A 25,297-nucleotide genomic window follows, 5' to 3' on the forward strand; every position below is an offset into this window, starting at 1 on the left:
CGCTGTCAGTGGTGCCCCGTATTCTCAGGGACCATGCTCGAAGACCACCAGGCGGCCCGTACCGGGGCCCAAGCCCACGTGCCCGCCCAGCAGCCCGTCACCGGCTCCTGGCCCCCCGGCTATCCCGCCGGGTACGCCGTGGTCGACGTCGAGACCACGGGGCTCGCGCGGGACGACAGGGTCGTCTCGGCCGCGGTGTACCAGCTGGACGCCCACGGCGAGGTCCAGGACCACTGGTACACGGCGGTGAACCCGCAGCGCGACCCCGGGCCCACCTGGATCCACGGGCTGACGGCGGAGATGCTCGCGGACGCGCCGCTCTTCCCCGAGATCGTGGAGGAGTTCTCCCGGCGGCTGGCCGGCCGCGTGCTGGTGGCGCACAACGCGGTCTTCGACTGGACGATGATCGCGCGGGAGTACGCGCGGGCGAAGCACACGGCCCCCGTCGAGCAGCGGCTGTGCACCATCTCCCTGTCCAAGGCGCTGGCGCTGCCCCTGAAGAACCACAAGCTGGAGACGCTGGCGGCCTTCTTCGGCGTGGCCCAGCGGCGGGCGCACCACGCGCTGGACGACGCGCGGGTACTGGCGGAGGTGTTCCGGCCGAGCCTCCACCGGGCGGCGGGGCAGCAGCTGCGGCTGCCGTTGCTGGCGTGCCGGCCGCTCGCGGCCTTCACCGACGTCCCCCTTCCGGGTGAGGAGCGCGACCGCTCCTGGCGTGCCGGCTGGCGGCAGGGCAGACGGCTGCCGCCGAGCCCGTTCCCGAACCCTGGTCGGTTCGAGCCGGGCGGGCGGTTGGTGCAGGGGATGCGGGTGGCCTTCTCGGGCGACACCTCGGTTGAGCGGGAGCTGCTGGAGGACCGGGCGGCCGGCGCCGGGCTCCACGTCGCGCCCGGCGTCTCGCGCATGACGAGCCTGCTGGTGACCAACGATCCGCACGCCGCGACGGCGAAGGTCACCAAGGCCCGCGCGTACGGCACGCCCATCGTGGACGAGGCGGACTTCCTGAGGCTGCTGGGCGACGTGGCACCCGCCCCGGCGGCGGAGGGCTGAGAGGCGTTCGGGTACGGTCGGGGGCTGTGTACCGCTTTCTGCTGACGCGGCAGTGGGTGATCCTGACCCTCGTCGCGCTGCTCCTGATCCCCACCATGGTGTGGCTGGGCTTCTGGCAGCTGAACCGCCACGAGCAGCGGGTGGCGCGGAACGAGCTGATCGCCGCCAGCCTGGAGGCCCGGCCGGTGCCGATGGCGGAGCTGACCGAGGTGGGGGGCACGCTCGACCCGGACCACCGCTACCGCCCGGTGACGGCCACCGGGGAGTACGACGCCGACGGCGAGGTGCTGGCCCGCCAGCGGACGGGCTCCGAGGGCGGCATGGGGTACTTCGTGCTGACGCCGCTGGTGACCGACGACGGCACCGGCGTGCTGGTCAACCGCGGCTGGGTGCCGGCGGGGACGGACCCCACGGTGGCCCCCCCGGTGGCGTCGCCGCCCTCCGGGACGGTCACGGTCACCGGGCGGCTGATGTCCGACGAGACCACCGGCACCACGGGGATCCGGGACAGGGCCGGGCTGCCGGAGGGCATGGTGATGCTGGTCAGCTCCCAGCAGCGGTCGCAGGAGCTGGGTCTGCCCATGCTCGGCGGATACCTGGAGCTCACCGACACCTCGCCCGCGGGCGGCCGGAAGGGCGCGGGCGCCGTTCCCGAGCCGCTGCCCGAGCCGGACCACACGGGCATCGGCACACACTTCGCGTACGCGGTGCAGTGGTGGATCTTCGCCGCCGGCGTCCCCGTCGGATGGGCGCTGCTCGTCCGACGGGAGCTGGGCGACCGACGGCAGGGGGGACGGCCGACGCCCGGCGGGCCTGCGGGTCCCGGGCAGGAGGAGGGCCCGGGGGGTCCACGGGATCCACGGGGCACGCCCGGCGCCGCCGCGCCGGAGCCGGAAGGAGCCCCGGAGCCCGGCTCCGCGCGCGGTCCTGATGTGGACGCTGGGGCGGAGGCGGAGGCGGAGCGGGAGCCGGAGCGCGACGCGAGCCCGTCGGCGTCGGCGTCGGTCTAGGGCGGCCGGTCGGGTCCGGGGTGGTCCGTCGCGGGCCCCGGGAGCGTCAGCTGACGCGTTCCGCCGGATGCTTCGCCGCGCGCAGCCGGACCTCGACGGGGAGCGCGGCGAGGCCCGCCGAGGCCCTGGCGTGCTCGACGGCCTCCGCGTGCAGGCGACGCACCGTCTCCCCCGGCCGTGCCTGGGGTGCCAGCAGCACCCCCACCCGCAGCCGGGGCTGACTCCGACGCCCCACGAGCGTGACCCTGGCCCGCTCCACGCCGGGCAGCGACTCCACCTCGGCCGCCACCACGTCCTCCATGGCGCGGCCCCGGAGCAGCGCGCCCACCCCGTCGCCGCTGTCCACCAACACCTCCGCGAGCCGTCTCCGCCGCAGCTGCGCGAGCAGCCACCACAGCGCCAGCAGCAGGAGCACCGCCAACGCGCCGATCACGACCGGCCACCACCAGCCCTCGTCACGCCACTGGGTGCGGTCCGCTCGGGTCAGCAGCACGTCGTCCGGGCCGCGCCAGGACCACCCGTCGGGCGGTGAGACACCCCAGCGGCGCGGCAGGTCCATCGCCGCCGCCAGCACCGCCAGCCCGAGGCCGAGGAGCGCGAGGCCGACGAGGGCGAGCAGGACGCGGTTGACGGCTCGCAGGACGCGCGGCATCGAGGTCACCTGCCTGGTCACCGGCCCTCCTTCTCCGGGCGACGCACGTCCACGCTCAGCGCCAGCGGACGGGCCAGGCCCAGCTCGCCGATGCCGTGGTCGAGCACCGCGTCGAGGTCGGACCTGACCTCGTCGAGGTCGCGGAAGTGCGCCCGTGCGGCGACCCTCACGCGGCGGCGCCCGACGCTCACCCGTACCGCCTGCACACCCGACACGTCCATGGCCCGGTCGCGGAGCAGCACGGCGGCGGCGCGGCGTTCGACGCCCGAGCGCAGGGTCGGCGCCTGCGAGCGCATCGGCAGCAGGCCGCGCAGTCCCGGCGTGACGGCGAGCACCACCAGCCAGGCCCCCAGGACCACCGCGGCCAGGGCGCCGAGCACGACGAGGCCGTCGTCGAGCGGGCGGCTGGCCAGCTCGTCGGCGAGGGTGCGCCGCCACTCGGCGGCGGGGCGCTCGGCGCGCACGGCGGTCACGTCGTACAGCAGCAGGCCGACGGCGCCGAGCACCGTCACGCCGACCACGGTCGCCGGGACGCGCCGCACCGACCAGAAGCGGGGCGCGGGCTGCTCGGTCTCGTCCTGCTCGCCCTGGCGTGGCTCGTACCGGGCCGCCGAGGCGGACTGGGCCATGGTCGTGAGGGCCGCGCCGGCCGGCCCGCCGTCGTCCCGCTTCTCGAGGGTGGGCGCCGACACCTCGCCCCCCTGGTCCTGGCTCACCCGACGCTCACCTGACCCTTCCCGAGCCCGTGGCGCGCTCGTCGAGGTGCGCGGAGTGGAGCCGTGCCACGTCGACGGCGACCTCCGCGGTGTCCATGTCGGCCAGTTCCTTCAGGCGCAGCGTGACCTGGCGGCGGACGGCGCCGCACTGGGCTCCGATGTCGGAGGGGTACCCGAGTTCGACGGCCACCCGGACGCTGGCGAGGCCACCGGTGCCGTCCCCGGCGGGCGGGCGCCGGACCACGGCGGTGGCGTGCGGGCCGACGTCGGGACGGTGTGGCACGGGGGGCGCGGCACGGGCGGCCGGCGCGTCGCGGAGCGCCTCGCGGGCCGCCTGGGCGGCGAGCTTGGCCACGACGCGCTCGGCGATGCGGGTGGCGCCCCGGTCGGCGGCGCGCACCGAGGGGCCCGCCCCCGCCCGTCGCTCGGCGCCGTTCGCGGGCTCCGCTCGGTCGGGCGGCTCGGATCGTTCGACGGGCTCGGATCGTTCGACGGGATCAGTCGGCGCGGCGGACGCGGCCGGCTCGGCTCCCTCGTCCGGATCGGCCGGCTCCCGGGGCGCTGCCATGGGTCATCTCCGCCGGTCGTCGTCGCGCTCGCGCGGGCGGAAGAAGTCACCCGGCTCCAGGTCCCCGTCGACGAACCGGCCGACGACGAAGCCGATCGTGCCGAGCGCGGCCACCAGCAGGAAGGCACCGAACCCGCCGAAGTACGCGGCGAAGCCCAACGCCATGCCGGCGATCATCCCGGCCACCGCCATGCTCATGATGTGCTCCTCACGTGGCCCAAGGGCCCACAGGGGTGTCACGGGTCCCGCTACTGGAGCGGCCGCCGCTCCTCGTCCTCGTCCTCCTCGTCGGGCAGCTTCACGTCACCGACGTTGATGTTGACCTCGACGACCTCCAGACCGGTCATCCGTTCCACCGCCGAGATGACGTTCTCCCGTACCGTACGGGAGACGTCGGAGATGGAGACCCCGTACTCCACGACGATCTCGAGATCGAGCGCGGTCTGGACCTCGCCGACCTCCGCCTTCACCCCGCGCGTGGCGGACCGGCTGCCGCCCGGCACCCGGTCGCGCACCGCGCCGAAGGTGCGGGCCAGGCCGCCGCCCATGGCGTGGACGCCCACGACGTCGCGGGCCGCCATGCCGGCGATCTTCGCGACGACCCCGTCCGCGATGGTGGTGCGGCCCCGGGTCGCCGGGTCGCCGGTGCCCCGGCGCGTGCCCGTGGCCCGTCCCGGCGTTCCCGAGCCCGACGTTCCCGAGCCCGGGGCTCCCGGTGCCCCGGGGATCCCGGGGGCCGTGACGGTCGTCCCGGCAGGCGTGGCCGCCACGCTCTCCGTGCCGTTGTCGGTCACTTCGCGATCACCCCTTCCCGGGCGGCCGGCGCCGCCCACCTCTCCCCTGCCCCACCAAGCCTGCCCGTGCACGCCGGAGCGGGCCACTCACGGCATCACATAGGGGATGCTGTACCCACGACCGGCCCTCCCCGCACGGGGTGGAGCGGTACGGCGGCCAGCGAAGGGTGGTGCTCATGGCCTCGGCGTCGGCGTCGGACCGGCTGCTGCACGCCGTCAGGCGGCAGCTCGGGCTCGGCAGGCTGCTGCCGCTCGGGGATCCCGCGGACGGCGCCTGGGTGGCGGAGCGGGCCGCGGGCCGGGTGCTGCGCCGGGCCGTGGCCGGCGGCGCCGTGCCCGGCGTGCGGCTGGAGGAGCTGCGGATCGCGCTGGCCGACGGTGTGGCACGGGCGCACGGGACGCCGGGCGAGCCCGCCGCCGTCGGCGGGAGGGTGGGGGTGCCGCCCCCGCCGAGCGCGTTGCCGCCGGGACCGCTGCGGATCGAGGCGACGTGCGCGGTGGACCTCGGCAGCCCGCTGCCGACGCGCGTGGCGGCGCTGCGCGACGCGCTGGCGGCGTCCGCGGGAGAGCGCCTCGGGCTGGTGCTGGCCGCGGTCGACGTGCACGTCGCACGGCTGTGGGACACCGCGGAGGACGACGGAGGCGCGGAGGAGGACCGGAGCACCGAGGGGCACCACGACGACGCCGAGAGGGAGGACGCCGTGGCGGAGGACGGCGTGGCGGAGGACGCGGACGGCGCGGGCGACCCGGCGGGGGCGCGTGGCGGGGCGCCCGCCGTGGAGCGCGCGGTGGCCGAGGCCGTGCGCGCGGTCCCCGGGGTGCGGGGCCTGACGGGCCTGCCGGGCGGCCCGGGGGACGCGCTGCGAATCCTCGACCCTCCCGAGGGCCCCCTGCCCGGCCGGCTGGTCCGCCTCCAGATCGCCGTGACGGGCCACCGCAGAACGGTGACCGTGGCCCGTGAGGTCCGCGCCGCCGCGGCCGCGGCGGCGGCGGACGCGCCGGGGCCCGTCACGGTGTCCGTGCTGGTCACGGACGTGGCGTAGCCGGCGGCCCCGGCACGCCGGCCGGACCACCCCGTGGGTGCGGCGCCCGTGTGGCGGCGCCCCGCTTCGCGGGGTCACTCGCCGAGGTGGGCGAGGTCCCTGAGGCGACGCGCCTGGGCGGCCCGCTCGGCGGCACGCTGGGCGTCGTAGTCCTGGGTGGTGGCCGAGCGCAGCAGCGTCTTCGTCTCGATCACGGCGTCCCTGGGCGCCGCCAGCAGGGCCGCCACGAGGTCGGCCACGGCGGCGTCGAGGTCCTGGCGCGGCACGACGAGGTTGGCCAGGCCGATCCGCTCCGCCTCGGCCGCGCGCACCGCCCGCCCCGTCGCGCAGATCTCCACCGCACGCCCGTACCCGACCAACGCCACCAGGGGATGCGTGCCGGTGAGGTCGGGCACGAGGCCGAGCGAGGTCTCGCGCATGGCGAACTCCGCGTCGTCGGCGCACACCCGCAGGTCGCAGGCGAGAGCGAGCTGGAAGCCGGCACCGATGGCGTGGCCCTGCACGGCGGCGATCGTCACCAGGTCAGGCCGTCGCCACCAGGTGAACGCCTCCTGGGCCCCGGCGATGGCCGCGTCGAGCTCCGTGTCGGTCTGACGGGCCAGCTTCAGCAGGGAGAATCCGTCGTCGAGCCCTTCGGGGGTCAGCGCACGACGGTCGATCCCGGCGGAGAACGAACGGCCCTCGCCGCGGAGAACGACGACGCGGACGTCGCCGGGGAGCAGCCGGCCGGTCTCGGCGAGGCTGCGCCACATGGCGGGGGTCTGGGCGTTGCGCCGCTCGGGAACGGTGAGCGTGACGGTCGCCACGGCGTCGTGGACGACGACGCGCACGCCGTCACTCTCCAGCAGGTTCATCGGCCCTCCGGTCATTAAGTTACCCAACGGTATACGAGTCGCCGCAGGATAACGCGCCCGGTGGGCGGATTGGTCAGGGTGCCGGCGTGGGCTTCCTGCCGCGCGTCGCGCCACCGCGACCACGCAACACCACACCCGACTCGGTCAGCATGCGATGGACGAACCCGTACGACCGGCCGGTCTCCTCGGCCAGCGCGCGGATGCTCTCCCCCGCGTCGTATTTCCGCTTCAGGTCTGCCGCGAGCTTCTCGCGCGCGGCGCCGGTCACCCGGCTGCCCTTCTTCAGAGTCTCGGCCACCCGTGCCTCCTCGTGGGAAGTGCGCTCTGGTCTCTCATGATCACCCCTATCCGGTTTCCTGGCCACCCATTCGCTCCAGGTCCGTAGGACAAGCCGATCGCGCCACGCTCGAGCGGGCTCGCGCGGCGCGCGGGCAGCAGGGCCACTGCGCCGGGGTACGGACGCCCCGCGCGGGCGAAAGCCCTGGTCAGACCGTCGTGCGCGGTGTGGGGCGGGCGCGGCGCCGTGGGGTGGGGCGGTCCTGGACGCGCGCTGGGCGACACGCCGATGTACGAGGGCGGTGTCACACAGATGACGGACAACCCTTCCGCCGAATGCCCGAGGACACCCGACCCGCCCGGGGCGTGGCCGGGGTCGGGTCGGGCGCCCGCCGACGCGTGTCGGGCCCCGTCGGGCGGCGTCAGGCCAGCGCGACGAGGTCGGCGTAGTCCTGGCTCCACAGGTCCTCCACCCCGTCGGGGAGCAGGATGATGCGCTCGGGCTGGAGGGCGTCCACCGCGCCCTCGTCGTGGGTGACGAGGACGACGGCGCCCGTGAACGTGCGCAGCGCCCCCAGGATCTCCTCGCGGCTGGCCGGGTCGAGGTTGTTCGTCGGCTCGTCCAGCAACAGCACGTTGGCCGAGGACGACACCAGCGTCGCGAGGGCCAGGCGGGTCTTCTCGCCGCCGGAGAGCACGCCGGCGGGCTTGTCCACGTCGTCGCCCGAGAACAGGAACGAGCCGAGGATCTTCCGGAGGTTCGCCAGGTCCTCGCCCGGGGCGGCGGAGCGCATGTTCTCCAGCACCGTGCGGTCCGGGTCGAGGGTCTCGTGCTCCTGGGCGTAGTACCCGAGCTTCAGGCCGTGGCCCGGGGTGACCTGTCCGGTGTCCGGCTTCTCCATGCCGGCCAGGAGCCGCAGCAGCGTGGTCTTGCCCGCGCCGTTGAGGCCGAGGATGACGACGCGCGAGCCCTTGTCGATGGCGAGCGAGACGTCGGCGAAGATCTCCAACGAGCCGTAGGACTTCGACAGGCCCTCCGCGGTCAGCGGCGTCCTGCCGCAGGGCGCCGGGTCGGGGAAGCGGAGCCGGGCGACCCTGTCCTGCTGGCGCTCGGCCTCGAGGCCGGCGAGCAGGCGCTCGGCGCGGCGGGCCATGTTCTGCGCCGCGACGGCCTTGGTGGCCTTGGCGCGCATCTTGTCCGCCTGGGCGTTCAGCGCGGCGGCCTTCTTCTCGGCGTTGGCGCGTTCGCGACGGCGGCGGCGCTCGTCGGCCTCGCGCTGCACCTGGTACTGCCGCCAGCCCATGGCGTACTGGTCGACGCAGGCCCGGTTGGCGTCGAGGTAGAAGACCTTGTTGACGACCGTCTCGATCAGCGCGACGTCGTGGGAGATCACCACGAGGCCGCCGCGGTAGGTCTTCAGGAAGTCCCGCAGCCAGACGATCGAGTCGGCGTCGAGGTGGTTGGTCGGCTCGTCCAGCAGCAGCACGTCGGCGTCGGAGAAGAGGATCCGCGCCAGCTCCACGCGGCGGCGCTGGCCGCCGGAGAGGGTGTGCAGGGGCTGGCCGAGGACCCGGTCGGGCAGCCCGAGGCTGGCGGCGATGGTGGCGGCCTCCGCCTCCGCCGCGTACCCGCCCTTGGTGAGGAACTCGGTCTCCAGGCGCTCGTACCGGCGCATGGCGCGCTCGCGGGCCTCGGGCTGGCCGCTGGCCATGCGGTCCTCGGCCTGCCGCATGCCGCTCAGCACGGCGTCGAGGCCGCGGGCGGCGAGGATGCGGTCCCGCGCCAGGACGTCGAGGTCGCCGGTGCGCGGGTCCTGCGGGAGGTATCCGACCTCGCCGCCGCGGGTGATGGTGCCGGCGGCGGGGATGCCCTCGCCGGCCAGGCACTTGGTCAGGGTGGTCTTGCCGGCGCCGTTGCGGCCGACGAGGCCGATGCGGTCGCCCTGGGCGATGCGGAAGGTGGCGGACTCGATGAGGACGCGGGCTCCGGCGCGCAGCTCGACGCCACTGGCGGTGATCATGGACGGTCTCCAGGCAACACGGGAAGACGGACGTACGGGCGGGGGATGCGGGCGCGTCCGCTAATGCACGAGGAGCAGAATGTCCATGCCGGCCATTCTAACGACGCGGCGCAACCCGTTTCCCGGCGCGGAGCCGGGCCGTCACGGGCCCGTCAGCTGCCGCCGGTGTGGACCTGGAAGGCGGCTCGCCTGATGCGTTTGGCGAGGGCCGGGTCCGGGTGGGCGGCGGCCAGCCCCAGCAGCACCTGCACGGTGCGGGGATGGCCACACGCGCGGATGTCGTCCACCAGTTCGGCGACGGACGGCTGGTGGGCGGAGTCGAGGTGGTCGAGCAGCGCCCGCTCCGCGCCGTGCTCCTGGGCCGCGGAGGCGGTGTCCACCCACAGCCAGGTGGCCTCCTCCCTGCTGAGCACGGCGAGGGAGTCCTCGGGGTCGGCCCGCGGGTCCCCCTCGTCGTGCTCGGCGAGCCACAGCAGGGCGTACGGCCGCAGCAGCGGCTCGTCGGCGACGGCGCGCACGGCGCTCCTCGCGGGGGCTCCGACGACGCGCAGCGCCTCGAAGGCGAGGCCGCGGATGAGCGCGTCCTCGCCGCGCGCGGCGTCGAGCAGCTCGGCGACGGCGGGCTCGGTGGTCCTGGCCGCCAGCCAGGCGCGGTACTCGGCGCGGGCGGGGCCCGGCGTGAGGGTGGCGCAGCCGCGCAGCATGTCCACGGCGGACTGTTCGATGTTGCCAGCGGGGCTCTGGGCCGCGATGCAGATGTGCTCCAGCTTGGTCCACACCGCCCAGCCGCCCAGCTCCGTCAGCCGGGCCCGCACGGGGTGGGCGCTCCTGGCGTGCAGGGTGAGGGCGCCGACGGCGGCGAGGGCGTCCAGCGCCCAGCCGAGCAGCCGCACGAGCTCGGCCTCGTCGGTCTCCGCGCCCGCCGTTCCGCCGGCCCCGGCCTCCGGGTCCCGCGGCGCCGCCTCGCGGGCGGCTGCCGGGCGCCGTGGGCCTATGGCGCCCTGCCCCGCGGATTCGGCGAGCTCGGCGGACTCGGCGAGCGGCGCGGGCTCAGCGGGTTTCGCGGGTCCGGCGGACGGCGCGGGCTCTCCCGCGGCCCCGGACGCGGGGGCCTCCAAACCGGGCGCGAGCGGCTGCCGCGCCTCCCGGGGACGCTCGGCGCGCAGCTCGCCGATGCGCTGCCGCAGCAGGCCGACGAGCCCCGCCGCGGTCACGGGGCCGTCCGACAGGCGCATCACCGACAGCAGCTGCGGCACGGCGGCCACGACGTCGGCCACCGCTCCCGGGTCGGCGTCGGAGGGCGCGGGGCGCGCCAGCGACCAGGCGTCGAAGAGCGCCACCCAGCCACGCAGCGCCGCGGAGTCGTCCCGTTCCCAGGCGCGCAGCCGCCAGCCGGCGCGGACCGCGCCGGCGTCGGCCGGCTCCGTGGCGCCCTCGCCCGCCTCGACGTCGTACTCCACGAGGCCGGCAAGGCGGGCCCGGCTGAAGTGCTCGCGCACCTGGCTCACGGTCAGGCCGAGGTCGGCCGCGGCCTGCCGGCCGCCGTCCGCCTCAGGGGAACGGCCGGCGCGGTGGGCCCAGTGCGCGAGCCGCACCGCCTCGGCCAGCTGGGCTCGGGCCTGCGCCGCGAGCCGCGCGCGGGGCGGGACTCCGACGGGGGGTGTGGGGGCCCGGCGGGCGGGTGCCGGGCGGCGGGTGGAGGCGCGGGGGGACGGCACCTGGGGGACGAGTCGCAACCGGGGCTCACGCGGAGATCGGGACGTCACGTGAGCAGTTTCACGCCTTGGGCCTCGAAAGCCCAAACTCCCCGCACAGCGGCTCACATGAGCGGTGTGAGGAAGCGGCGCAGCGTCTCCTCGTAGGCCCGGGGGTCGGCGTTCCACATCGCGGCGTGCTGGGCGTGGCCGACGGTGTGCAGGACGACGCGCTCGGGGTACCGGGCCGCGAGCGCCCGGGAGGCGTCGAACGGCGCGACGGTGTCGCCGGGGCCGTGGAAGACGAGGACGGGCGTGGGCCCGGGGACTCCGGTGGTCAGGTCCCCGGGGGGGTCGGGGAGCCGGGGGGCGCCCGGCGCTCGCCGGGCCAGGAGGGCCAGGGGCCGGGGCACGCCGCGCTCGGCGGCCAGCGCCCGTGCCGTCGCGACCGGGTTGAGGACCGGGGAGTCGAGGACGACGCCGCTGACGCGTCCGCGCAGCGGGGAGTCGACGGCGGTCCGCAGGGCCGTGACGCCGCCGGCGGACCAGCCGTGGAGGACGACGCGGCGGGCGCCGTGACGCACGGCGTAGCGCAGCGCGGCGTCCGCGTCGCGCCAGACCTCGTGCCGCCCCGTCGCGCCCGTCGCGCCCGACGCGCTCCGGAACGGGCCGCGCCGCCGGGCGCGGGGGGCGGCGTCCTCACCCGGGTGGGCGGGCAGCAGCACCGGCACGCGCTGGCGGTGGAGGAACGGCACCAGGTTGAGGGCGTGCTCGCGGGTGGCCCCCAGGCCGTGGAGGGCGATGACCCACGTGTCGCGGGCGCCGGGCACGAGCCAGGCGGGCAGCGCGCCGTGCTCGTCGGTGATCTCCACCTCGGTGTGGTCGATGCCCAGCGCGGTGCGCGGGTCGCCGTCGTACAGCTGCGGGGTCAGGGCGAGGGTGGCCCCGGGCAGGAGCGTGCCGTGGCTGACACGTTCCAGGCGGCGGACCACGGTGTCGGGCTCGGTGGGCAGGTCGAGCACGGGCCCGACGACCGCGTGGACGGTGGCCGAGCCGATCCCGAAGGTGCCGGGCCTGAGCGAGTCGAGGGTCCGGCTGAGGGTGACCCGTCCGGCGGCTGTGGCGTGCACGGTCACCCGCGCCGCGGCGAAGCCGGCGGGGCGCGGCGGTGGCGGGCGGCCGCCGGGCTGTCTGGTCCTGGCCCACCGGCTCGCGGCGGCTGTGGCCACGCCCGTGACAAGCAGGGGGGTGGGGGGGGCCATGGCCGCCGCGGTGCGCCGACGCATGTGTCAAGGATGAACGGCTGACGCCCATCCGGCGAGTTGGCCGGGGTCGGTGGGGTGCGGCCCTGCGCCGGACGGGCCGCGCGGTCCCGCCCCGGGCGGCGGACGCGGCTGTACCGCTGCCGCTGCCGCTGCCGCTATGCGACGACGCGGCCGCGCAGCACGACGCGCCGGGGGTGGGCCAGCACCCGCACGTCCCGGCGCGGGTCCTCGGGGTAGACGACCAGGTCGGCGGGGGCGCCCTCGGCGATCCCCGGGTGTCCGAGCCAGGCGCGGGCGCGCCAGGTGGCGGCGGCCAGGGCGTCGGTCGCCGGAATGCCCGCGGCCACCAGCTCGGCGACCTCCCGGGCGAGCAGCCCGTGGGGCAGCGAGCCGCCGGCGTCGGTGCCGGCGTAGATCGGGATGCCGGCGTCGTACGCCGCGCGGACGGTGTCGTGGCGGCGGGCGTGCAGCCGGCGCATGTGGTCCGCCCAGCGCGGGTAACGCGCCTGGCCGCCGTCGGCCAGGCGCGGGAAGGTGGCGATGTTGACGAGGGTGGGAACGATGGCCACGCCGCGCTCGGCGAGGAGCGGGATGGTCTCCTGCGTGAGGCCGGTGGCGTGCTCGACGCAGTCGATCCCCGCCTCCACCAGGTCGCGCAGCGAGTCCTCGGCGAAGCAGTGGGCCGTGACCCTGGCGCCTTCGGCGTGGGCGGCGGCGATGGCCTCGGCCGCGGCGTCGCGTGGCCAGCAGGGGGCGAGGTCGCCGAGGTCGCGGTCGATCCAGTCGCCGACGAGCTTCACCCAGCCGTCGGAGCGACGCGCCTCACGGCGCGCGTACGCCGCGAGGTCGGCCGGCTCGACCTCGTGGGCGTAGCCGCGGATGTACCGCCGGGTGCGGGCGATGTGACGGCCCGCCCTGACCAGCCGTGGCAGCTCCTCGCGCTCGTCGACCCAGCGGGTGTCGGCCGGGGAGCCCGCGTCGCGCAGCAGCAGCGCGCCGGCGTCCCGGTCGGTGAGGGCCTGCCGTTCGGTGGTGGCCTCGTCGACCGCGCCCCGCGCGTCGAGACCGACGTGGCAGTGGGCGTCGACGAGGCCGGGCAGGGTCCAGCCGGTGACGGTGGCGACGTCGCGGGCGCCGGGCGGGCACGTCAGGCTGATCCTGCCGCCGACCACCCACAACTCCTCCCGTTCGTCCGCCACGGGGCGTGGGCCGGTCACCACGCGACCGCGAATGTGCAGGACGGCTTGGTCGTTCATCTCGGCAGCGTACTGATCCCCTGCTAGTCTCCAGACTCGTTGGGGGTTTGAACGGTTGGACGAACAACGAACGACCCGTCGAACGGATTCGACGAGTCTCCGAGCCGCAGACCCAGGAGGCCGGCGTGGGCACCCCCACCACCCAAGACTTCCACGCCTTCTTCGAGCAGCACCACGCCGAACTGTCCCGCCTTGCCCATCTGTTGCTGGGCGGCTCCGACGGGGCGGAGAGCGCCGACGACCTCGCGGCCGACGCGCTTCTCGCGATCTGGCACCAGTGGGACCGGGTGAGCTCCGCTCACCATCCCCTGGCCTACGCGCGCGGCGTGGTCGCCAATCTCGCCCGATCCCGCATCCGCAGCAGAACGCGGGAGCGTCGCCGCGTCGCGCTGTTCTGGTCGCGGCACGGCGAGCACGCGGAGGGCCCCGACGTGCCCGCCGTGCTCGACGTGCGTGCCGCGCTGGACCGCCTGCCGTACCGCAAGCGCGCCTGCGTGGTGTTGCGCCACGCCTTCGACCTCTCCGAGCGCGAGACCGCCCGCGCGCTCGGCATTTCGGTGGGTACCGTGAAGAGTCAGACCTCGCGCGGTATCGCCGAGTTGGAGCGACTTCTGACCCAGTCCGAGCCCCAGCTTCCGGCGCCCGCGCCGCCGGGCAAGCGGAGTGGCGCCCCGGAGTCCCTCCGGGTGCTGCGGACCGGGCCAGTGGAACGGAGTAGTTGAATGTCGGACCGGTGCGACGCCCCCGTGGCGCTGCGTGCTGCCGCCGCGGCCCACCAGCCGGACCGGGAGCGGATGCTGGCGCGCGTGGAGCGGGGCATGCGCCAGGCCGAGGGCCACCCGAGGCTGGCCCGCGCCGGGCGCCCGCTCGCGCCGCCGGCGTGGGCGCGGGTGGCCGGCGCCGTGGTGGCGCTCGCCGTGACCCTCGGCGTCGCGTCGGCGGCCGTCGCCTGGACCACCGCCGAGACGCCGCCGCAGGCCGGCGTGGGGCCGGCGGGAGGCAGCCACCCCGACCGGGAGGGCGCGGGGAGCGGCGGGCAGGACGGGCCGGCGGGGCAGCCGTCGGACGCGGCGACCGGGCCGGACGGCTCGGCGGACTCCGGGGGTTCGGGCCAGGCGGGAGGCGCCGTGACGGCCTCCGGCGTGGTCGACCCGGGCAGCAACCCGTACTGGTCGCAGAGCAATGTCACGGTCGCCGTCCCCCGGACGCTCACCTCGTTCACGCTCGAACTGCGCGTCGCCATGGGCGAGGGGGTGCGGGCCACGGGCGCCTGGCGGACGCTGCCCAGCGACGACTTCGAGCTGACCATGGAGGACGAGGGCGACGAGCTGGTCTTCCGGTGGGAGCTGCGCGAGGGTGCCGAGATCCCGCCGGGCGAGCACGTCTTCGCCGGGCAGTACGACCACGACGGCGGGCCGCGCGAGGCGGACGGCGACAGCTACCTCGTGCGGGGGAACGGGCCGGGCGGAGAGGTGTCGACGCACGGCGGCTTCGCCTGACCCTCCCGGGCGCCGCCTCACCCTCCGGACACCCCCTCGCGCACAGCCCATCCGCGACCGGACCCTCCGCGATCGTTCCCCATATCGCCTCGCCGCCCCTTCCGGCGTGAAAGCGACCGGGTGACGCGGGTCCTCCCGCATTGCGACGACGACAGAATCCGACCAGTATTCACCAGGTGTTTCCCGGGTTTTATGGGAGAGAGATAACGGGCCTCTTCTGCCCATTATCTCGATCCTTAAACGGGGCCATTCGTGTGATGCCCGCGACGTGACGGCAACGTGCACAAGCACCTCATCTTCGTTACAAAGCTGAAACAAACCTTCCACGGACGCCCGTTTTGTACGGTAACTAACGTACATATCAGTGGTTTTCGCTGCCCCCTCGCGCGCCCTCCGCGCGCGCGATAACACGGCACCCCCCACGTTGGAAACCCCTCCCCACGATGCGATCTCGACCATTGCTCGGTAAATTCGATCCGCATGACCCCCGCACAAGCAGACCATGCACGTGCCGAAAGTGATGTCCTGGAAATGTCCCAGGGGGTGATCCTCGACAGCCCGCGCCTCGAGGACGGCGCCGACCTTTGGAGGATTGCCCGCGACTCCAGGACGCTGGACCTGAACTCGTCCTACAGCTATCTCCTGTGGTGCCGCGACTACGCCGCCACCTCCATCGTGGCCCGCGCCGCGGACACGGCGGCCCGGACGCCGGTCGGCTTCGTCACCGGCTACACCCGTCCGGCGGACCCCCGCACCCTGCTCGTCTGGCAGGTCGCCGTCGACCAGGACTACCGCGGCAGGGGACTGGCCGCCGCGATGCTCGACGCCCTGACCCTGCGGGTCCGCGACCGCCTGGGAATCCACCTCGTCGAGACGACGATCACGCCGGACAACGCCGCCTCCCAGCGGCTGTTCACCTCCTTCGCCGAGCGACACGGGGCCGCGGTGGCCCACGAGGTGCTGTTCGAGGCGGCCTCCTTCCCCGAGGACGGCCACGAGCCCGAGGTCCTCTACCGGATCGGGCCGATCGGCGCCGGCCGCCCCTGAGCGAACCCGCCATGTGCCGACGGAGCGCAGCAGACGTGCCCCCGCCCTCTCCCGCCGCCCCAGCCACCGTGGCCGCGCGCCACGCCCGCCCCATGCCATACCGCCCCATGCCGTGGACACGTACGCCGTTCACCCACACGCCGGGCACCGCCCGGTACTGATCCCCTGGAGACCGCTGTGACGATCACCCAGCCCGACCTGAGCGTCTTCGAGGCCGTGGAGTCGGAGGTGCGCAGCTACTGCCGTGGCTGGCCCACCCTCTTCGACCGTGCGCAGGGCAGCTACCTCTACGACGAGGACGGCCACACCTACCTGGACTTCTTCGCCGGGGCCGGCAGCCTGAACTACGGCCACAACAACCCCGTCCTCAAACGGGCCCTGCTGGACTACCTCGAGCGCGACGGCATCACCCACGGCCTCGACATGCACACCACCGCCAAGCGGGCCTTCCTGGAGACCTTCCGCGACCTGGTCCTGCGCCCGCGCGGCCTGGACCACAAGGTGATGTTCCCGGGCCCCACCGGCGCGAACTCCGTCGAGGCGGCGCTGAAGCTCGCCCGCAAGGTCAAGGGCAGGGAGTCGATCGTCTCCTTCACCAACGCCTTCCACGGCATGTCGCTCGGGGCGCTGGCCATCACGGGCAACGCCTTCAAGCGGGCCGGCGCCGGCATCCCGCTGGTGCACGGCACGCCGATGCCGTTCGACGACTACCTCGACGGGCAGACACCCGACTTCATGTGGTTCGAACGCCTGCTGGAGGACGCCGGCTCGGGTCTGAACACCCCGGCCGCCGCCATCGTCGAGACGGTGCAGGGCGAGGGCGGCATCAACGTCGCCCGACCCGAGTGGCTGCGCGGCCTCGCCGACCTGTGCCGCCGCCACGACATGCTGCTCATCGTCGACGACATCCAGATGGGCTGCGGCCGCACCGGCGCGTTCTTCTCCTTCGAGGAGGCGGGCATCGTGCCGGACGTCATCACGGTCTCGAAGTCCATCAGCGGCTACGGCCTGCCGATGGCGTTGACGCTCTTCCGGCCCGAGCTCGACGTCTGGGAGCCGGGCGAGCACAACGGCACGTTCCGCGGCCACAACCCGGCGTTCGTCACCGCCGCCGCCGCGCTCGACACGTACTGGACCGACGACCAGACGGAGAAGCAGACCATCTCCCGCGGCGAGCAGGTCGAGGCGGCGCTGCGCGCCCTGGTGGCCGAGCACGCCCACGCCGGGGCCAGCTACCGGGGCCGCGGGCTGGTCTGGGGCGTGGAGTTCGCCGACCGCGAGCGCGCCGAGGCCGTGTGCCGGCGCGCCTTCGAGCTGGGACTGCTGCTGGAGACCTCCGGGCCGCAGAGCGAGGTCGTCAAGCTCCTGCCGGCCCTGACCATCACCCCCGAGGAACTGGACGAGGGCCTGCGCGTGCTGACCCGCGCCGTCCGCGACACCGACCGCTGAAGCCCGCTGAGGCCCCGCCGAAGACCGAAGCCCCGACGGCAACCCGTCGAGCAGACCGTAGGAAGGAAGTACAGGAACGTGATCGTCCGATCGATCAGCGACATCGAGGGCACCGACCGGGACGTGCACTCGGCCTCCGGGACCTGGCGCAGCAAGCGCGTCATCCTGGCCAAGGAGAACGTCGGGTTCTCCCTCCACGAGACGGTGCTCTACGCGGGCACGGAGACCTCGATGTGGTACGCCCACCACGTGGAGGCCGTCTTCTGCGTCGAGGGCGAGGCCGAGCTCACCAACGACGAGACCGGCGAGAAACACTTCATCGTGCCGGGAACCATGTACCTGCTGGACGGCCACGAGAAGCACACGCTGCGCCCGAGGACCGACTTCCGCGCCCTGTGTGTCTTCAACCCGGCCCTGACCGGCCGGGAGGACCACGACGACGACGGCGTCTACCCCCTGCTCACGGAGGCGTCGTAGCAGCGGACGACAGACGACAGCACAACAGCAAGGAAGGGAGCATCCATGACCACCGCACCCGAGCGCACCGCCGACCTCTACCCCACCCGTGGGACGGTGGAGGCGATCACCCCGCGCCAGGACCCCGTCGTGTGGTCCGAGCCCGGCGCACCCGGGCCGCTCGGTGCCGGGGAGCTGACCGACTTCGACCGTGACGGCTTCCTCGCCGTCGAGCAGCTGCTCACCGACGAGGAGGTGGCGGTCTACCGCGCCGAACTCGACCGGCTCGTCGCCGACCCGGCCGTCCGCTCCGACGAGCGGGCGATCATCGAACCGAAGTCGCAGGAGATCCGCTCCGTCTTCGAGGTGCACAAGCTCAGCGAGACCTTCGCGGGCCTCGTGCGCGACCCCCGGGTGGTCGACGTGGCGCGGCAGATCCTCGGCTCGGACGTCTACGTCCACCAGAGCCGCATCAACGTCAAGCCGGGCTTCGGCGCGAGTGGCTTCTACTGGCACTCCGACTTCGAGACCTGGCACGCGGAGGACGGGCTGCCGCGGATGCGGGCGGTGTCGGTGTCGATCGCGCTGACCCGCAACCACGACACCAACGGCGGGCTGATGATCATGCCGGGCTCGCACCGGACGTTCCTGGGCTGCGCCGGCGAGACGCCGAAGGACAACTACAAGCAGTCGCTGCGGATGCAGGAGGCGGGCACGCCGTCGAACGAGGCGCTGACCCGCCTGGCCGGCGACCACGGCATCCGGCTCTTCACCGGCCGGGCGGGCTCGGCGACCTGGTTCGACTGCAACTGCATGCACGGCTCGGGCGACAACATCACGCCCTACCCGCGCAGCAACGTCTTCGTCGTCTTCAACAGCGTGGACAACGCCGCGGTCGAGCCGTTCGCGGCGCCGGTCCCGCGCCCCGGCTTCATCGGGGCACGGGACTTCACGCCGGTGCGCTGACGGGCGCCGGGAGGCGACGGGAAGCGCGGGAAGCCCGAGGGCCCCGACTCACCGCGTGGCCGGGCGCCGCCGCCTGGCGGTGCCCGGCCAGCGCATGCCGGGCAGGGCGCGGTCGTCGTAGTCGAACCACGCCTGGTTCTCCCAGCCGTTGCCCGAGGACGGGTCGGTCTCGTCCCAGCCGTTGCCCGGGGTGGCGGTCCAGGCCGGCTCCCAGTAGAAGACGCCGAGGCCGCGGCCGTTCGGGACGGCGGCGACGACCGAGCAGATGTCCTCCAGCCAGGCGGCCTGGCCCTCGGGGGTGGCGGGGTAGCCCGCGACCAGCTGCGACGGCTCGCCGATGATGTCCGTGTGGCCGTCGTCGCTGCCGAGCCGGAAGGGGTAGGCGGTCTCGGCGACGACCACGTCGCGGCCGTAGCGGGCGGCGACGTCGTTGAGGTTCGCCTGGAGGTCGCCCAGGGTGCCGTGCCAGTAGCCGTAGAAGGACAGGGCGATGACGTCGAACGGGACGCCGCGGGAGGTCGCGTTGTCGAACCACCAGCGGGTGCCGCCGTTGTCGCCGCCCTCGGCCAGGTGGAGCGCGATCCTGGTGTTCGGCGAGGCGGCGCGCGCCGCCTGGGCGCCGGCGGTGAGCAGGCCGGCCAGCGCGTCCCAGTTCTCGTAGGAGCCGTCGGGCCAGAGCATGCCGCCGTTGGTCTCGTTGCCGATCTGCGCCATGGCGGCCGGGGTGCCCTGGGCGGCCAGGGAGCCGAGGATGTCGGTGGTGTGGTCGGCCACCGCGTCCTGGAGCGCGCCGCCGCTGAGCGAGGCCCAGGCGGCGGGCTTGTACTGCTTGCCCGGGTCGGCCCAGGTGTCGGAGTAGTGGAAGTCCACCAGCAGGCTCATGCCCTGGTCGGCGACGCGGCGGGCCATCGCGAGGATCTGCTCGCGGCCGTGGTATCCGTCGGCGGAGTCGACCCAGACCTTCAGGCGGACCCAGTTGGCGCCCGCCTCTCGGAGGATGGCGACCGGGTCGCCGACGGCGCCGTCGGCGTAGCGGAAGACGGCGCCGAGGTCCTCGGCCTTGGTGACGGAGGAGAGGTCCACGCCGCGGACCGACAGCCGTTGGCGCGGTGCCGGGGCCGGGGTGGGTGCCGCGGCGGCGGGGGTGGCGGGGAGGGCCGCGAACGCGGCGGGCGCGGTCAGCGCCCCCGCCGTGCCGAGGCGGAGTACGGAGCGTCGTTGGATCATGGTCGTCCCTTCCATGACTGACGGTGTGGGGGATGTGCCGGTGGTGCGGACCCGCGGGTGCGGGTCCGTGGGGTGGCGCGGGTCCGTGGGCGTGTGAGGGGGGGTCGGCGGGTGCGCGGGACGGCGGCGTGTCAGTCATCCAGGTGGACCACCCGCACGCCGCCTCCGGGTACGGCGAGCGCCCCCTCGGCGCGCTCGCCGGTGAGCAGTTCGGTGCCGGCCCCCGGCAGCGGCACCTTGGCGTCGGTCGCCGTGTGGTTGAGGGCGAAGAGGAAGCGGCCGGCGTCGCCCTCGCGCCGGACCACCTCGACGTCGCGCGGCAGCGTCGTCCGGGGGGCGAGTCCGGCGTCGGCCGCCGCGGCGGCGAGCACGGCGTCCAGCTGCCCGGCGTCCAGCCGCGTGGAGAGGTACCAGGCGGTGCCCGCGCCGTGCCGGTGGCGGGTCACGGCGGGTCCGCCGGCGGCCGGTCCGTCGGCGTAGCGCCACACGGTCTCGGCGCCGGCGGTGAGCACCGTCTCGGCCCAGACGTCGCCCACCAGCTCCGGGCGCTCCTGGCCGGCGGCCGCCGTGCCCGGCGCGGGTGCGAGCCGCACGCGCTGCGTGGCCCGCAGCGGCTGGAACTCCTCGACGACCAGGCCCAGCACGTCCCGCAGGGCGCCGGGGTGGGGCCCGGGGTGGACGGCGTCGTTCTCGTCGACGATGCCGGAGAAGTACGAGACCAGCAGCGTGCCGCCGCCCTCGACGTAGCGCGCCAGGTTCCGGCCGGCCTCGGCCGTCGCGAGGTAGAGGGCGGGGACCACGACGAGGGGGTGGTCGGCGAGGTTCTCGGCGTCCGGGGGCAAAAAGTCGACGGTGAGGTGGCGGTCGAAGAGGGCTGCGTAGAACGCCTCGGCCCGCTCGCGGGTGTCGAGGTCCTCGCTCGGGCGCCACTCCAGCCGCTGCGCCCACCAGGACTGCCAGTCGAAGACGACGGCGGCGTCCGCGACGGTGCGGGTGCCGCGCAGCGGGGCCAACGCCGCCAGGTGCGCGCCGAGCTCGCAGACCTCGCGCCAGATCCGGCTGTCGGTGCCGGCGTGCGGCACCATCGCGGAGTGGAACTTCTCCGCGCCGAAGCGCGAGGCGCGCCACTGGAAGAACATCGCGCCCTCGGAGCCGCGGGCGACGTGGGCCAGGCTGTTGCGGATCATCTCGCCCGGGGCCTTGGCGATGCCGCGCGGCTGCCAGTTGACGGCGCTGGTGGAGTGCTCCAGCAGCAGCCAGGGGCGGCCGCCGCCGACGGCGCGGGAGAGGTCGGCGGCCATGGAGAGGTTCACGTGGTTGCGGCTCTCCTCGGCCACCAGGTAGTGGTCGTTGGTGACGAGGTCCACCTCGCGGCCCCAGCGCCAGTAGTCGATGGTGTCGCACTGGGTGGGCGAGACCATGAAGTTGGTGGTGACCGGGACGCCGGGTGACAGCTCGCGCAGCAGCTCGCGTTCGCGCAGGAAGTTGGCCAGCGCGCTGTCGCTGGCGAAGCGGGCGAAGTCCAGGCGCTGCGCGGGGTTGCAGACGGTGGGGGTGGCGCGGGGTGGGGTGATCTCCTCCCAGTCGCCGTAGGTCTGGCCCCAGAAGCTGGTGCCCCACGCCGCGTTGAGCGCCTCCAGGGTGCCGTGGCGCTCGGCGAGCCAGCGGCGGAAGGCGACGGCGGAGGTGTCGCAGTAGCACTCCAGGACCGGGACGCCGTACTCGTTGTGGACGTGCCACATGGCCAGGGCCGGGTGCTGGCCGTAGCGCTCGCCGAGCGCCCGGGTGACGCGGGCGGCGGCCTCCTGGTAGGCCGGCGAGCTGTGGCAGATGGCGCCGCGCGAGCCGAAGGCGTAGCGCACGCCCTCGCGGCTGACGGGCAGGGCGTCCGGGTGGGCGCGGTAGAACCACGCGGGGGGCACGACGGTGGGGGTGCCGAGGTCGACGCGGATGCCGCCGGCGTGGAGCAGGTCCATCAGCCGGTCCAGCCAGCCGAAGTCGAACACGCCCTCGCGCGGCTCCAGCCGGGCCCAGGAGAAGATCCCGAGGCTCACGAGGTTCACGCCCGCCTCGCGCATCAGCGCGACGTCCTCGTGCCACACCTCCTCGGGCCACTGTTCCGGGTTGTAGTCGCCGCCGAAGGCGAGACCGACCAGGTCCTTGGGCGCGGCGTACGACATGGAGCTCCTCCTACGGGAAGACGATGGACCGGCCGACTCTGTGAACGTGCACAGACTCTCGCACGCCCTGAGAGTGGCAACACGACCCAACATAACGGCACAGTCCAAACCGTTGACAGGGGTCTGGATGGTTTCTCTACTGTGAACGCTCACAGACGAGCCACCGTCGTCAGCCGGGAGGAACCACGATGAACCACCGCACCGTCGCGGTGGGCGCCGCCGTCGCGCTCGCCGCCCTGACCGCCACCGCCTGCGGCTCCTCCGAGAGCTCCGACGAGGACGGCGGGCCGGTCGAACTGACCTACTGGGGATGGGCCCCCGGCCTGGAGCAGGCCGCCGCGCTGTGGAACGAGACCCACCCCGACATCCAGGTCACCGTGAAGGAACAGGCCGGCGGTGACGAGCTCGTCACCAGGACGATCACCGCCGCGGAGGCGGGCGAGGCCCCCGACCTGATGCAGGCCGAGTACCAGGCGCTGCCGACACTCGTCAGCAACGACGTGCTCGCCGACATCTCCGGCCAGGTCTCCGACAGCGAGGGCGACTTCTCCGCCGGCCTGTGGCAGCAGGTCACCCTCGGCACCGACGCGGTGTACGCGCTGCCGCAGGACTCCGGGCCGATGATGCTCTTCTACCGCCAGGACCTCTTCGAGGAGTACGAGCTCGACGTCCCCACCACGTGGGAGGAGTTCGCCGACACCGCCCGCCGGGTGCGCGACGTCGCCCCCGAGGCGTACCTGACCACCTTCTCGGCCAACGACGCCGGCCTCTTCGCCGGGCTCGCCCAGCAGGCCGGGGCCCAGTGGTGGACCACCGAGGACACCACCTGGCGGGTCGCCATCGACGACGAGGCGACCCAGCGGGTCGCGGACTTCTGGGGCGGCCTGGTCGCCGAGGGCGCGATCGACAACAAGCCGATGTACACCCCCGCCTGGAACCGCGCCCTCAACACCGGCGAGCAGATCGCCTGGGTGAGCGCGGTGTGGGCGCCCAGCGTGCTGGCCTCCTCCGCCGCCGACACCGCCGGCCAGTGGGCCGCGGCGCCGCTGCCGCAGTGGGAGGAGGGCGCGAACGTGACCGGCAGCTGGGGCGGCTCGACGACGGCCGTGACCAACGACTCCGAGCACCCCGAGGAGGCCGCGGAGTTCGCCACCTGGCTGAACACCGACCCCGAGGCCCTGGCCGTCCTGATCGAGCACGGCATCTACCCGGCGGCGACCGCCGCCCAGACCGGCGACGCCCTCACCGAGCCCCCGGCGTTCCTCAGCAACCAGCCGGACTTCTACGAGCAGGCCGCCACCGTCGCCCAGGGCACCGCGCCCGCCGCGTGGGGCCCGAACGTCAACGTCGCCTACAGCACGTTCAACGACGCCTTCGGCCAGGCCGCCAGGGACCGCTCCGACTTCGGCGAGGCCGTGACCGAGATGCAGCAGGCCACCGTCGCCGACCTGCGCGACCACGGCTTCGAGGTGGCCGAATAGTGGCAGCCCGGCGGGCGTACGGGGCGCAGCGGCGCGCCCCGTACCTCTTCCTGGTACCGGCCGCCGTGCTCTTCGCCCTCTTCTTCGCGCTGCCCATCGGCTACGCCCTCTACCTCAGCCTGCGCAGGACCGAGGTGCAGGGCCTCGGCCTCGGCAGCGGCGCCCGGCAGGAGGTGTGGGCGGGCCTTTCGAACTACACCGACGCGCTCAGCGACCCCCAACTCCTCGACGGCACGCTGCGCGTCGGGCTCTACGGCCTGATCGTGGTGCCCACCATGCTGGGCCTCGCGCTGCTGTTCGCGCTGCTGCTGGACGCCGACCGGGTCGCGGGCCGCCGCTTCGCCCGCCTGGCGATCTTCCTGCCCTACGCGGTGCCCGGCGTGATCGCCGCCCTGTTGTGGGGCTTCCTCTACCTGCCGAGCGTGAGCCCGCTCCACCACGCCCTCGACCGGTTCGGCCTGCCCCAACCCGACCTGCTCGACGGCGGCCCGCTCTACGTGGCGCTCGCCAACATCGCCGTCTGGGGCGGCACCGGCTTCAACATGATCGTCATCTACACGGCGCTGCGGGCCGTCCCCGCCGAGATCTACGAGGCGGCGCGGCTGGACGGCGCCTCGCAGGTCCAGATCGCGCTGCGGCTGAAGATCCCGATCGTGCGGCCCTCGCTGGTGCTCACCTTCTTCTTCTCGGTGATCGCCACGCTCCAGGTCTTCAGCGAGCCGACGACGCTGAAGCCGCTCACCAACTCCATTCCCACCAGCTGGAGCCCGCTGATGAAGGTCTACCAGGACGCGTTCGGCAACGCCGACGTCCACTCCGCCGCCGCCACGGCCGTGGTCATCGCCGTGGTGACGCTGGTGCTCTCCTTCGGCTTCCTGCGGCTGGTGGGCTCCGGCGCGCGGGGAGGTGCCCGGTGAGCGCCGCGGCGACGACCCGGCCGGCCGGGCAGGGGCCGCGCCGGCGGCGCGGGATCGCGCTGCTGCCCACGGCCGCGCTGCTGCTGGGCGCGGTCTACTGCCTGGTGCCGGTGGCCTGGGTGCTGGTGGCCGCCACCAAGGCGGGCGACGAGCTCTTCTCCACCTTCACCTTCGCCCCCGGCAGCGGCTTCCTCGACAACCTCGACGAGCTGACGGCCTACCGCGACGGCGTCTACTGGCGGTGGATGGTCAACTCGGTGCTCTACTCCGGCGTCGGCGCGCTGCTGTCCACCGCCGTCTCGGCGCTCAGCGGCTACGCCCTGGCGATCTACCGCTTCCGCGGGCGGGAGACGATCTTCAACGGGCTGCTGGCCGGCGTGCTGATGCCGCCGGTGATCCTGGCGGTGCCGCAGTACCTGCTGCTGGCCGAGGCGGAGCTCACCGACAGCCACCTGTCGGTGCTGCTTCCGGTGGTCCTCTCCCCCTACGGCATCTACCTGGCGCGGATCTACGCCGCCGCGGCCGTGCCGGAGGACGTGGTGGAGGCGGCGCGCATCGACGGCTCGGGCGAGTGGCGGATCTTCACCAACCTGGCGCTGCCGATGATGCTGCCGGGCCTGGTGACGATCTTCCTCTTCCAGTTCGTGGCGATCTGGAACAACTTCCTGCTGCCGTTCGTGATGCTCAGCGACGACGAGAAGTTCCCGCTGACGCTCGGCCTGTACACCCTCCTCAACCAGGGCGCCGACCGGCCGGCGCTCTACACGCTGGTGATCACGGGCGCGCTGCTTGCGGTGCTGCCCCTCATCGCGTTGTTCCTGTTCATCCAGCGGTTCTGGAGCCTGGACCTGCTCACGGGCGCCGTAAAGTCGTAAG

At 74.3% G+C, this 25,297-nt stretch carries 25 protein-coding genes; 12 read left to right on the plus strand and 13 right to left on the minus strand.

Annotated elements, in window-relative coordinates:
• Nucleotides 1-33: 33 nt before the first annotated feature.
• Nucleotides 34-1,050, plus strand: coding sequence for a DEDDh family exonuclease (locus ACTWP5_RS23075; protein WP_443222984.1), 1,017 nt, complete (start codon nt 34-36; stop codon nt 1,048-1,050).
• A gap of 26 nt (nt 1,051-1,076) precedes the next feature.
• Complete coding sequence (locus ACTWP5_RS23080; protein ID WP_443222985.1) at nt 1,077-2,060, plus strand: SURF1 family cytochrome oxidase biogenesis protein; 984 nt, start codon at nt 1,077-1,079, stop codon at nt 2,058-2,060.
• A 46-nt stretch (nt 2,061-2,106) separates the two neighbouring features.
• Here ACTWP5_RS23080 and amaP read toward each other — a convergent pair whose 3' ends face one another.
• From amaP to ACTWP5_RS23105, 5 genes are all read right to left on the minus strand, one after another.
• Nucleotides 2,107-2,712: an alkaline shock response membrane anchor protein AmaP gene (gene amaP / locus ACTWP5_RS23085; protein ID WP_443223047.1), complete on the minus strand. Its 606-nt coding sequence runs from the start codon at nt 2,710-2,712 to the stop codon at nt 2,107-2,109.
• A gap of 17 nt (nt 2,713-2,729) precedes the next feature.
• Nucleotides 2,730-3,341 (minus strand): DUF6286 domain-containing protein, encoded by a 612-nt coding sequence (locus ACTWP5_RS23090; protein ID WP_443223048.1) that lies wholly within the window; start codon nt 3,339-3,341, stop codon nt 2,730-2,732.
• Between the two features lie 94 nt (nt 3,342-3,435).
• Entirely contained in the window at nt 3,436-3,828 is a 393-nt protein-coding gene (locus ACTWP5_RS23095; protein ID WP_443223049.1) for a hypothetical protein, read from the minus strand.
• A 171-nt stretch (nt 3,829-3,999) separates the two neighbouring features.
• A complete protein-coding gene (locus tag ACTWP5_RS23100; RefSeq protein WP_443222986.1) occupies nt 4,000-4,194 on the minus strand; it encodes a hypothetical protein in 195 nt (64 codons plus the stop codon).
• 50 nt (nt 4,195-4,244) lie between these two features.
• Nucleotides 4,245-4,724, minus strand: a complete 480-nt coding sequence (locus ACTWP5_RS23105) for an Asp23/Gls24 family envelope stress response protein (protein WP_443223050.1) — start codon at nt 4,722-4,724, stop codon at nt 4,245-4,247.
• Nucleotides 4,725-4,966: 242 nt separating this feature from the next.
• On the opposite strand from ACTWP5_RS23105, the gene ACTWP5_RS23110 reads away from it, so the two are divergent.
• Nucleotides 4,967-5,833, plus strand: coding sequence for a nucleopolyhedrovirus P10 family protein (locus ACTWP5_RS23110; RefSeq protein ID WP_443222987.1), 867 nt, complete (start codon nt 4,967-4,969; stop codon nt 5,831-5,833).
• Nucleotides 5,834-5,907: 74 nt separating this feature from the next.
• Here the strand turns inward: ACTWP5_RS23110 and ACTWP5_RS23115 are convergent, their stop codons facing one another.
• The 6 genes from ACTWP5_RS23115 to ACTWP5_RS23140 form a co-directional block, all read right to left on the minus strand.
• Nucleotides 5,908-6,687: an enoyl-CoA hydratase/isomerase family protein gene (locus ACTWP5_RS23115; RefSeq protein ID WP_443223051.1), complete on the minus strand. Its 780-nt coding sequence runs from the start codon at nt 6,685-6,687 to the stop codon at nt 5,908-5,910.
• A gap of 73 nt (nt 6,688-6,760) precedes the next feature.
• A complete protein-coding gene (locus ACTWP5_RS23120) occupies nt 6,761-6,985 on the minus strand; it encodes a helix-turn-helix domain-containing protein (RefSeq protein ID WP_443222988.1) in 225 nt (74 codons plus the stop codon).
• A 400-nt stretch (nt 6,986-7,385) separates the two neighbouring features.
• The gene (locus ACTWP5_RS23125) at nt 7,386-8,984 is read right to left on the minus strand and encodes an ABC-F family ATP-binding cassette domain-containing protein (protein WP_443222989.1); all 1,599 of its coding nucleotides are present in this window, start codon (nt 8,982-8,984) and stop codon (nt 7,386-7,388) included.
• 152 nt (nt 8,985-9,136) lie between these two features.
• Nucleotides 9,137-10,720, minus strand: a complete 1,584-nt coding sequence (locus ACTWP5_RS23130; protein WP_443222990.1) for a hypothetical protein — start codon at nt 10,718-10,720, stop codon at nt 9,137-9,139.
• 83 nt (nt 10,721-10,803) lie between these two features.
• Nucleotides 10,804-11,964: an alpha/beta hydrolase gene (locus ACTWP5_RS23135; RefSeq protein WP_443222991.1), complete on the minus strand. Its 1,161-nt coding sequence runs from the start codon at nt 11,962-11,964 to the stop codon at nt 10,804-10,806.
• 134 nt (nt 11,965-12,098) lie between these two features.
• Nucleotides 12,099-13,199 (minus strand): amidohydrolase family protein, encoded by a 1,101-nt coding sequence (locus tag ACTWP5_RS23140; protein ID WP_443222992.1) that lies wholly within the window; start codon nt 13,197-13,199, stop codon nt 12,099-12,101.
• 125 nt (nt 13,200-13,324) lie between these two features.
• Between ACTWP5_RS23140 and ACTWP5_RS23145 the strand changes: the two genes are divergently transcribed.
• From ACTWP5_RS23145 to thpD, 6 genes are all read left to right on the plus strand, one after another.
• On the plus strand, nt 13,325-13,921 hold the full coding sequence (locus ACTWP5_RS23145; protein WP_443222993.1) for a SigE family RNA polymerase sigma factor: 597 nt from the start codon (nt 13,325-13,327) through the stop codon (nt 13,919-13,921).
• Complete coding sequence (locus tag ACTWP5_RS23150) at nt 13,922-14,698, plus strand: hypothetical protein (protein ID WP_443222994.1); 777 nt, start codon at nt 13,922-13,924, stop codon at nt 14,696-14,698.
• 531 nt (nt 14,699-15,229) lie between these two features.
• A complete protein-coding gene (gene ectA / locus ACTWP5_RS23155; protein WP_443222995.1) occupies nt 15,230-15,745 on the plus strand; it encodes a diaminobutyrate acetyltransferase in 516 nt (171 codons plus the stop codon).
• A 177-nt stretch (nt 15,746-15,922) separates the two neighbouring features.
• Nucleotides 15,923-17,194 carry a diaminobutyrate--2-oxoglutarate transaminase gene (ectB, locus tag ACTWP5_RS23160; protein ID WP_443222996.1) on the plus strand — a complete coding sequence of 424 codons (1,272 nt, stop codon included), beginning with the start codon at nt 15,923-15,925 and terminating at the stop codon, nt 17,192-17,194.
• A 78-nt stretch (nt 17,195-17,272) separates the two neighbouring features.
• On the plus strand, nt 17,273-17,671 hold the full coding sequence (locus ACTWP5_RS23165; RefSeq protein WP_443222997.1) for an ectoine synthase: 399 nt from the start codon (nt 17,273-17,275) through the stop codon (nt 17,669-17,671).
• 45 nt (nt 17,672-17,716) lie between these two features.
• Entirely contained in the window at nt 17,717-18,616 is a 900-nt protein-coding gene (gene thpD, locus ACTWP5_RS23170; protein ID WP_443222998.1) for an ectoine hydroxylase, read from the plus strand.
• A gap of 48 nt (nt 18,617-18,664) precedes the next feature.
• Here thpD and ACTWP5_RS23175 read toward each other — a convergent pair whose 3' ends face one another.
• Nucleotides 18,665-19,858 carry a glycoside hydrolase family 53 protein gene (locus ACTWP5_RS23175; protein ID WP_443222999.1) on the minus strand — a complete coding sequence of 398 codons (1,194 nt, stop codon included), beginning with the start codon at nt 19,856-19,858 and terminating at the stop codon, nt 18,665-18,667.
• Between the two features lie 116 nt (nt 19,859-19,974).
• The gene (locus tag ACTWP5_RS23180; RefSeq protein WP_443223000.1) at nt 19,975-22,023 is read right to left on the minus strand and encodes a beta-galactosidase; all 2,049 of its coding nucleotides are present in this window, start codon (nt 22,021-22,023) and stop codon (nt 19,975-19,977) included.
• Nucleotides 22,024-22,211: 188 nt separating this feature from the next.
• Here ACTWP5_RS23180 and ACTWP5_RS23185 point away from each other — a divergent pair, with 188 nt between their 5' ends.
• From ACTWP5_RS23185 to ACTWP5_RS23195, 3 genes are read left to right on the plus strand one after another with little or no spacing between them, the layout of a single operon-like run.
• Nucleotides 22,212-23,504, plus strand: coding sequence for an extracellular solute-binding protein (locus ACTWP5_RS23185; RefSeq protein WP_443223001.1), 1,293 nt, complete (start codon nt 22,212-22,214; stop codon nt 23,502-23,504).
• The gene (locus ACTWP5_RS23190) at nt 23,504-24,421 is read left to right on the plus strand and encodes a carbohydrate ABC transporter permease (RefSeq protein WP_443223002.1); all 918 of its coding nucleotides are present in this window, start codon (nt 23,504-23,506) and stop codon (nt 24,419-24,421) included. The genes ACTWP5_RS23185 and ACTWP5_RS23190 overlap by 1 nt, the downstream gene beginning before the upstream one ends.
• Complete coding sequence (locus ACTWP5_RS23195) at nt 24,418-25,296, plus strand: carbohydrate ABC transporter permease (RefSeq protein ID WP_443223003.1); 879 nt, start codon at nt 24,418-24,420, stop codon at nt 25,294-25,296. The genes ACTWP5_RS23190 and ACTWP5_RS23195 overlap by 4 nt, the downstream gene beginning before the upstream one ends.
• Nucleotide 25,297 lies beyond the last annotated feature (1 nt).

This window comes from Streptomyces sp. 4N509B (assembly GCF_052245655.1).
Classification (GTDB): domain Bacteria; phylum Actinomycetota; class Actinomycetes; order Streptomycetales; family Streptomycetaceae; genus Streptomyces.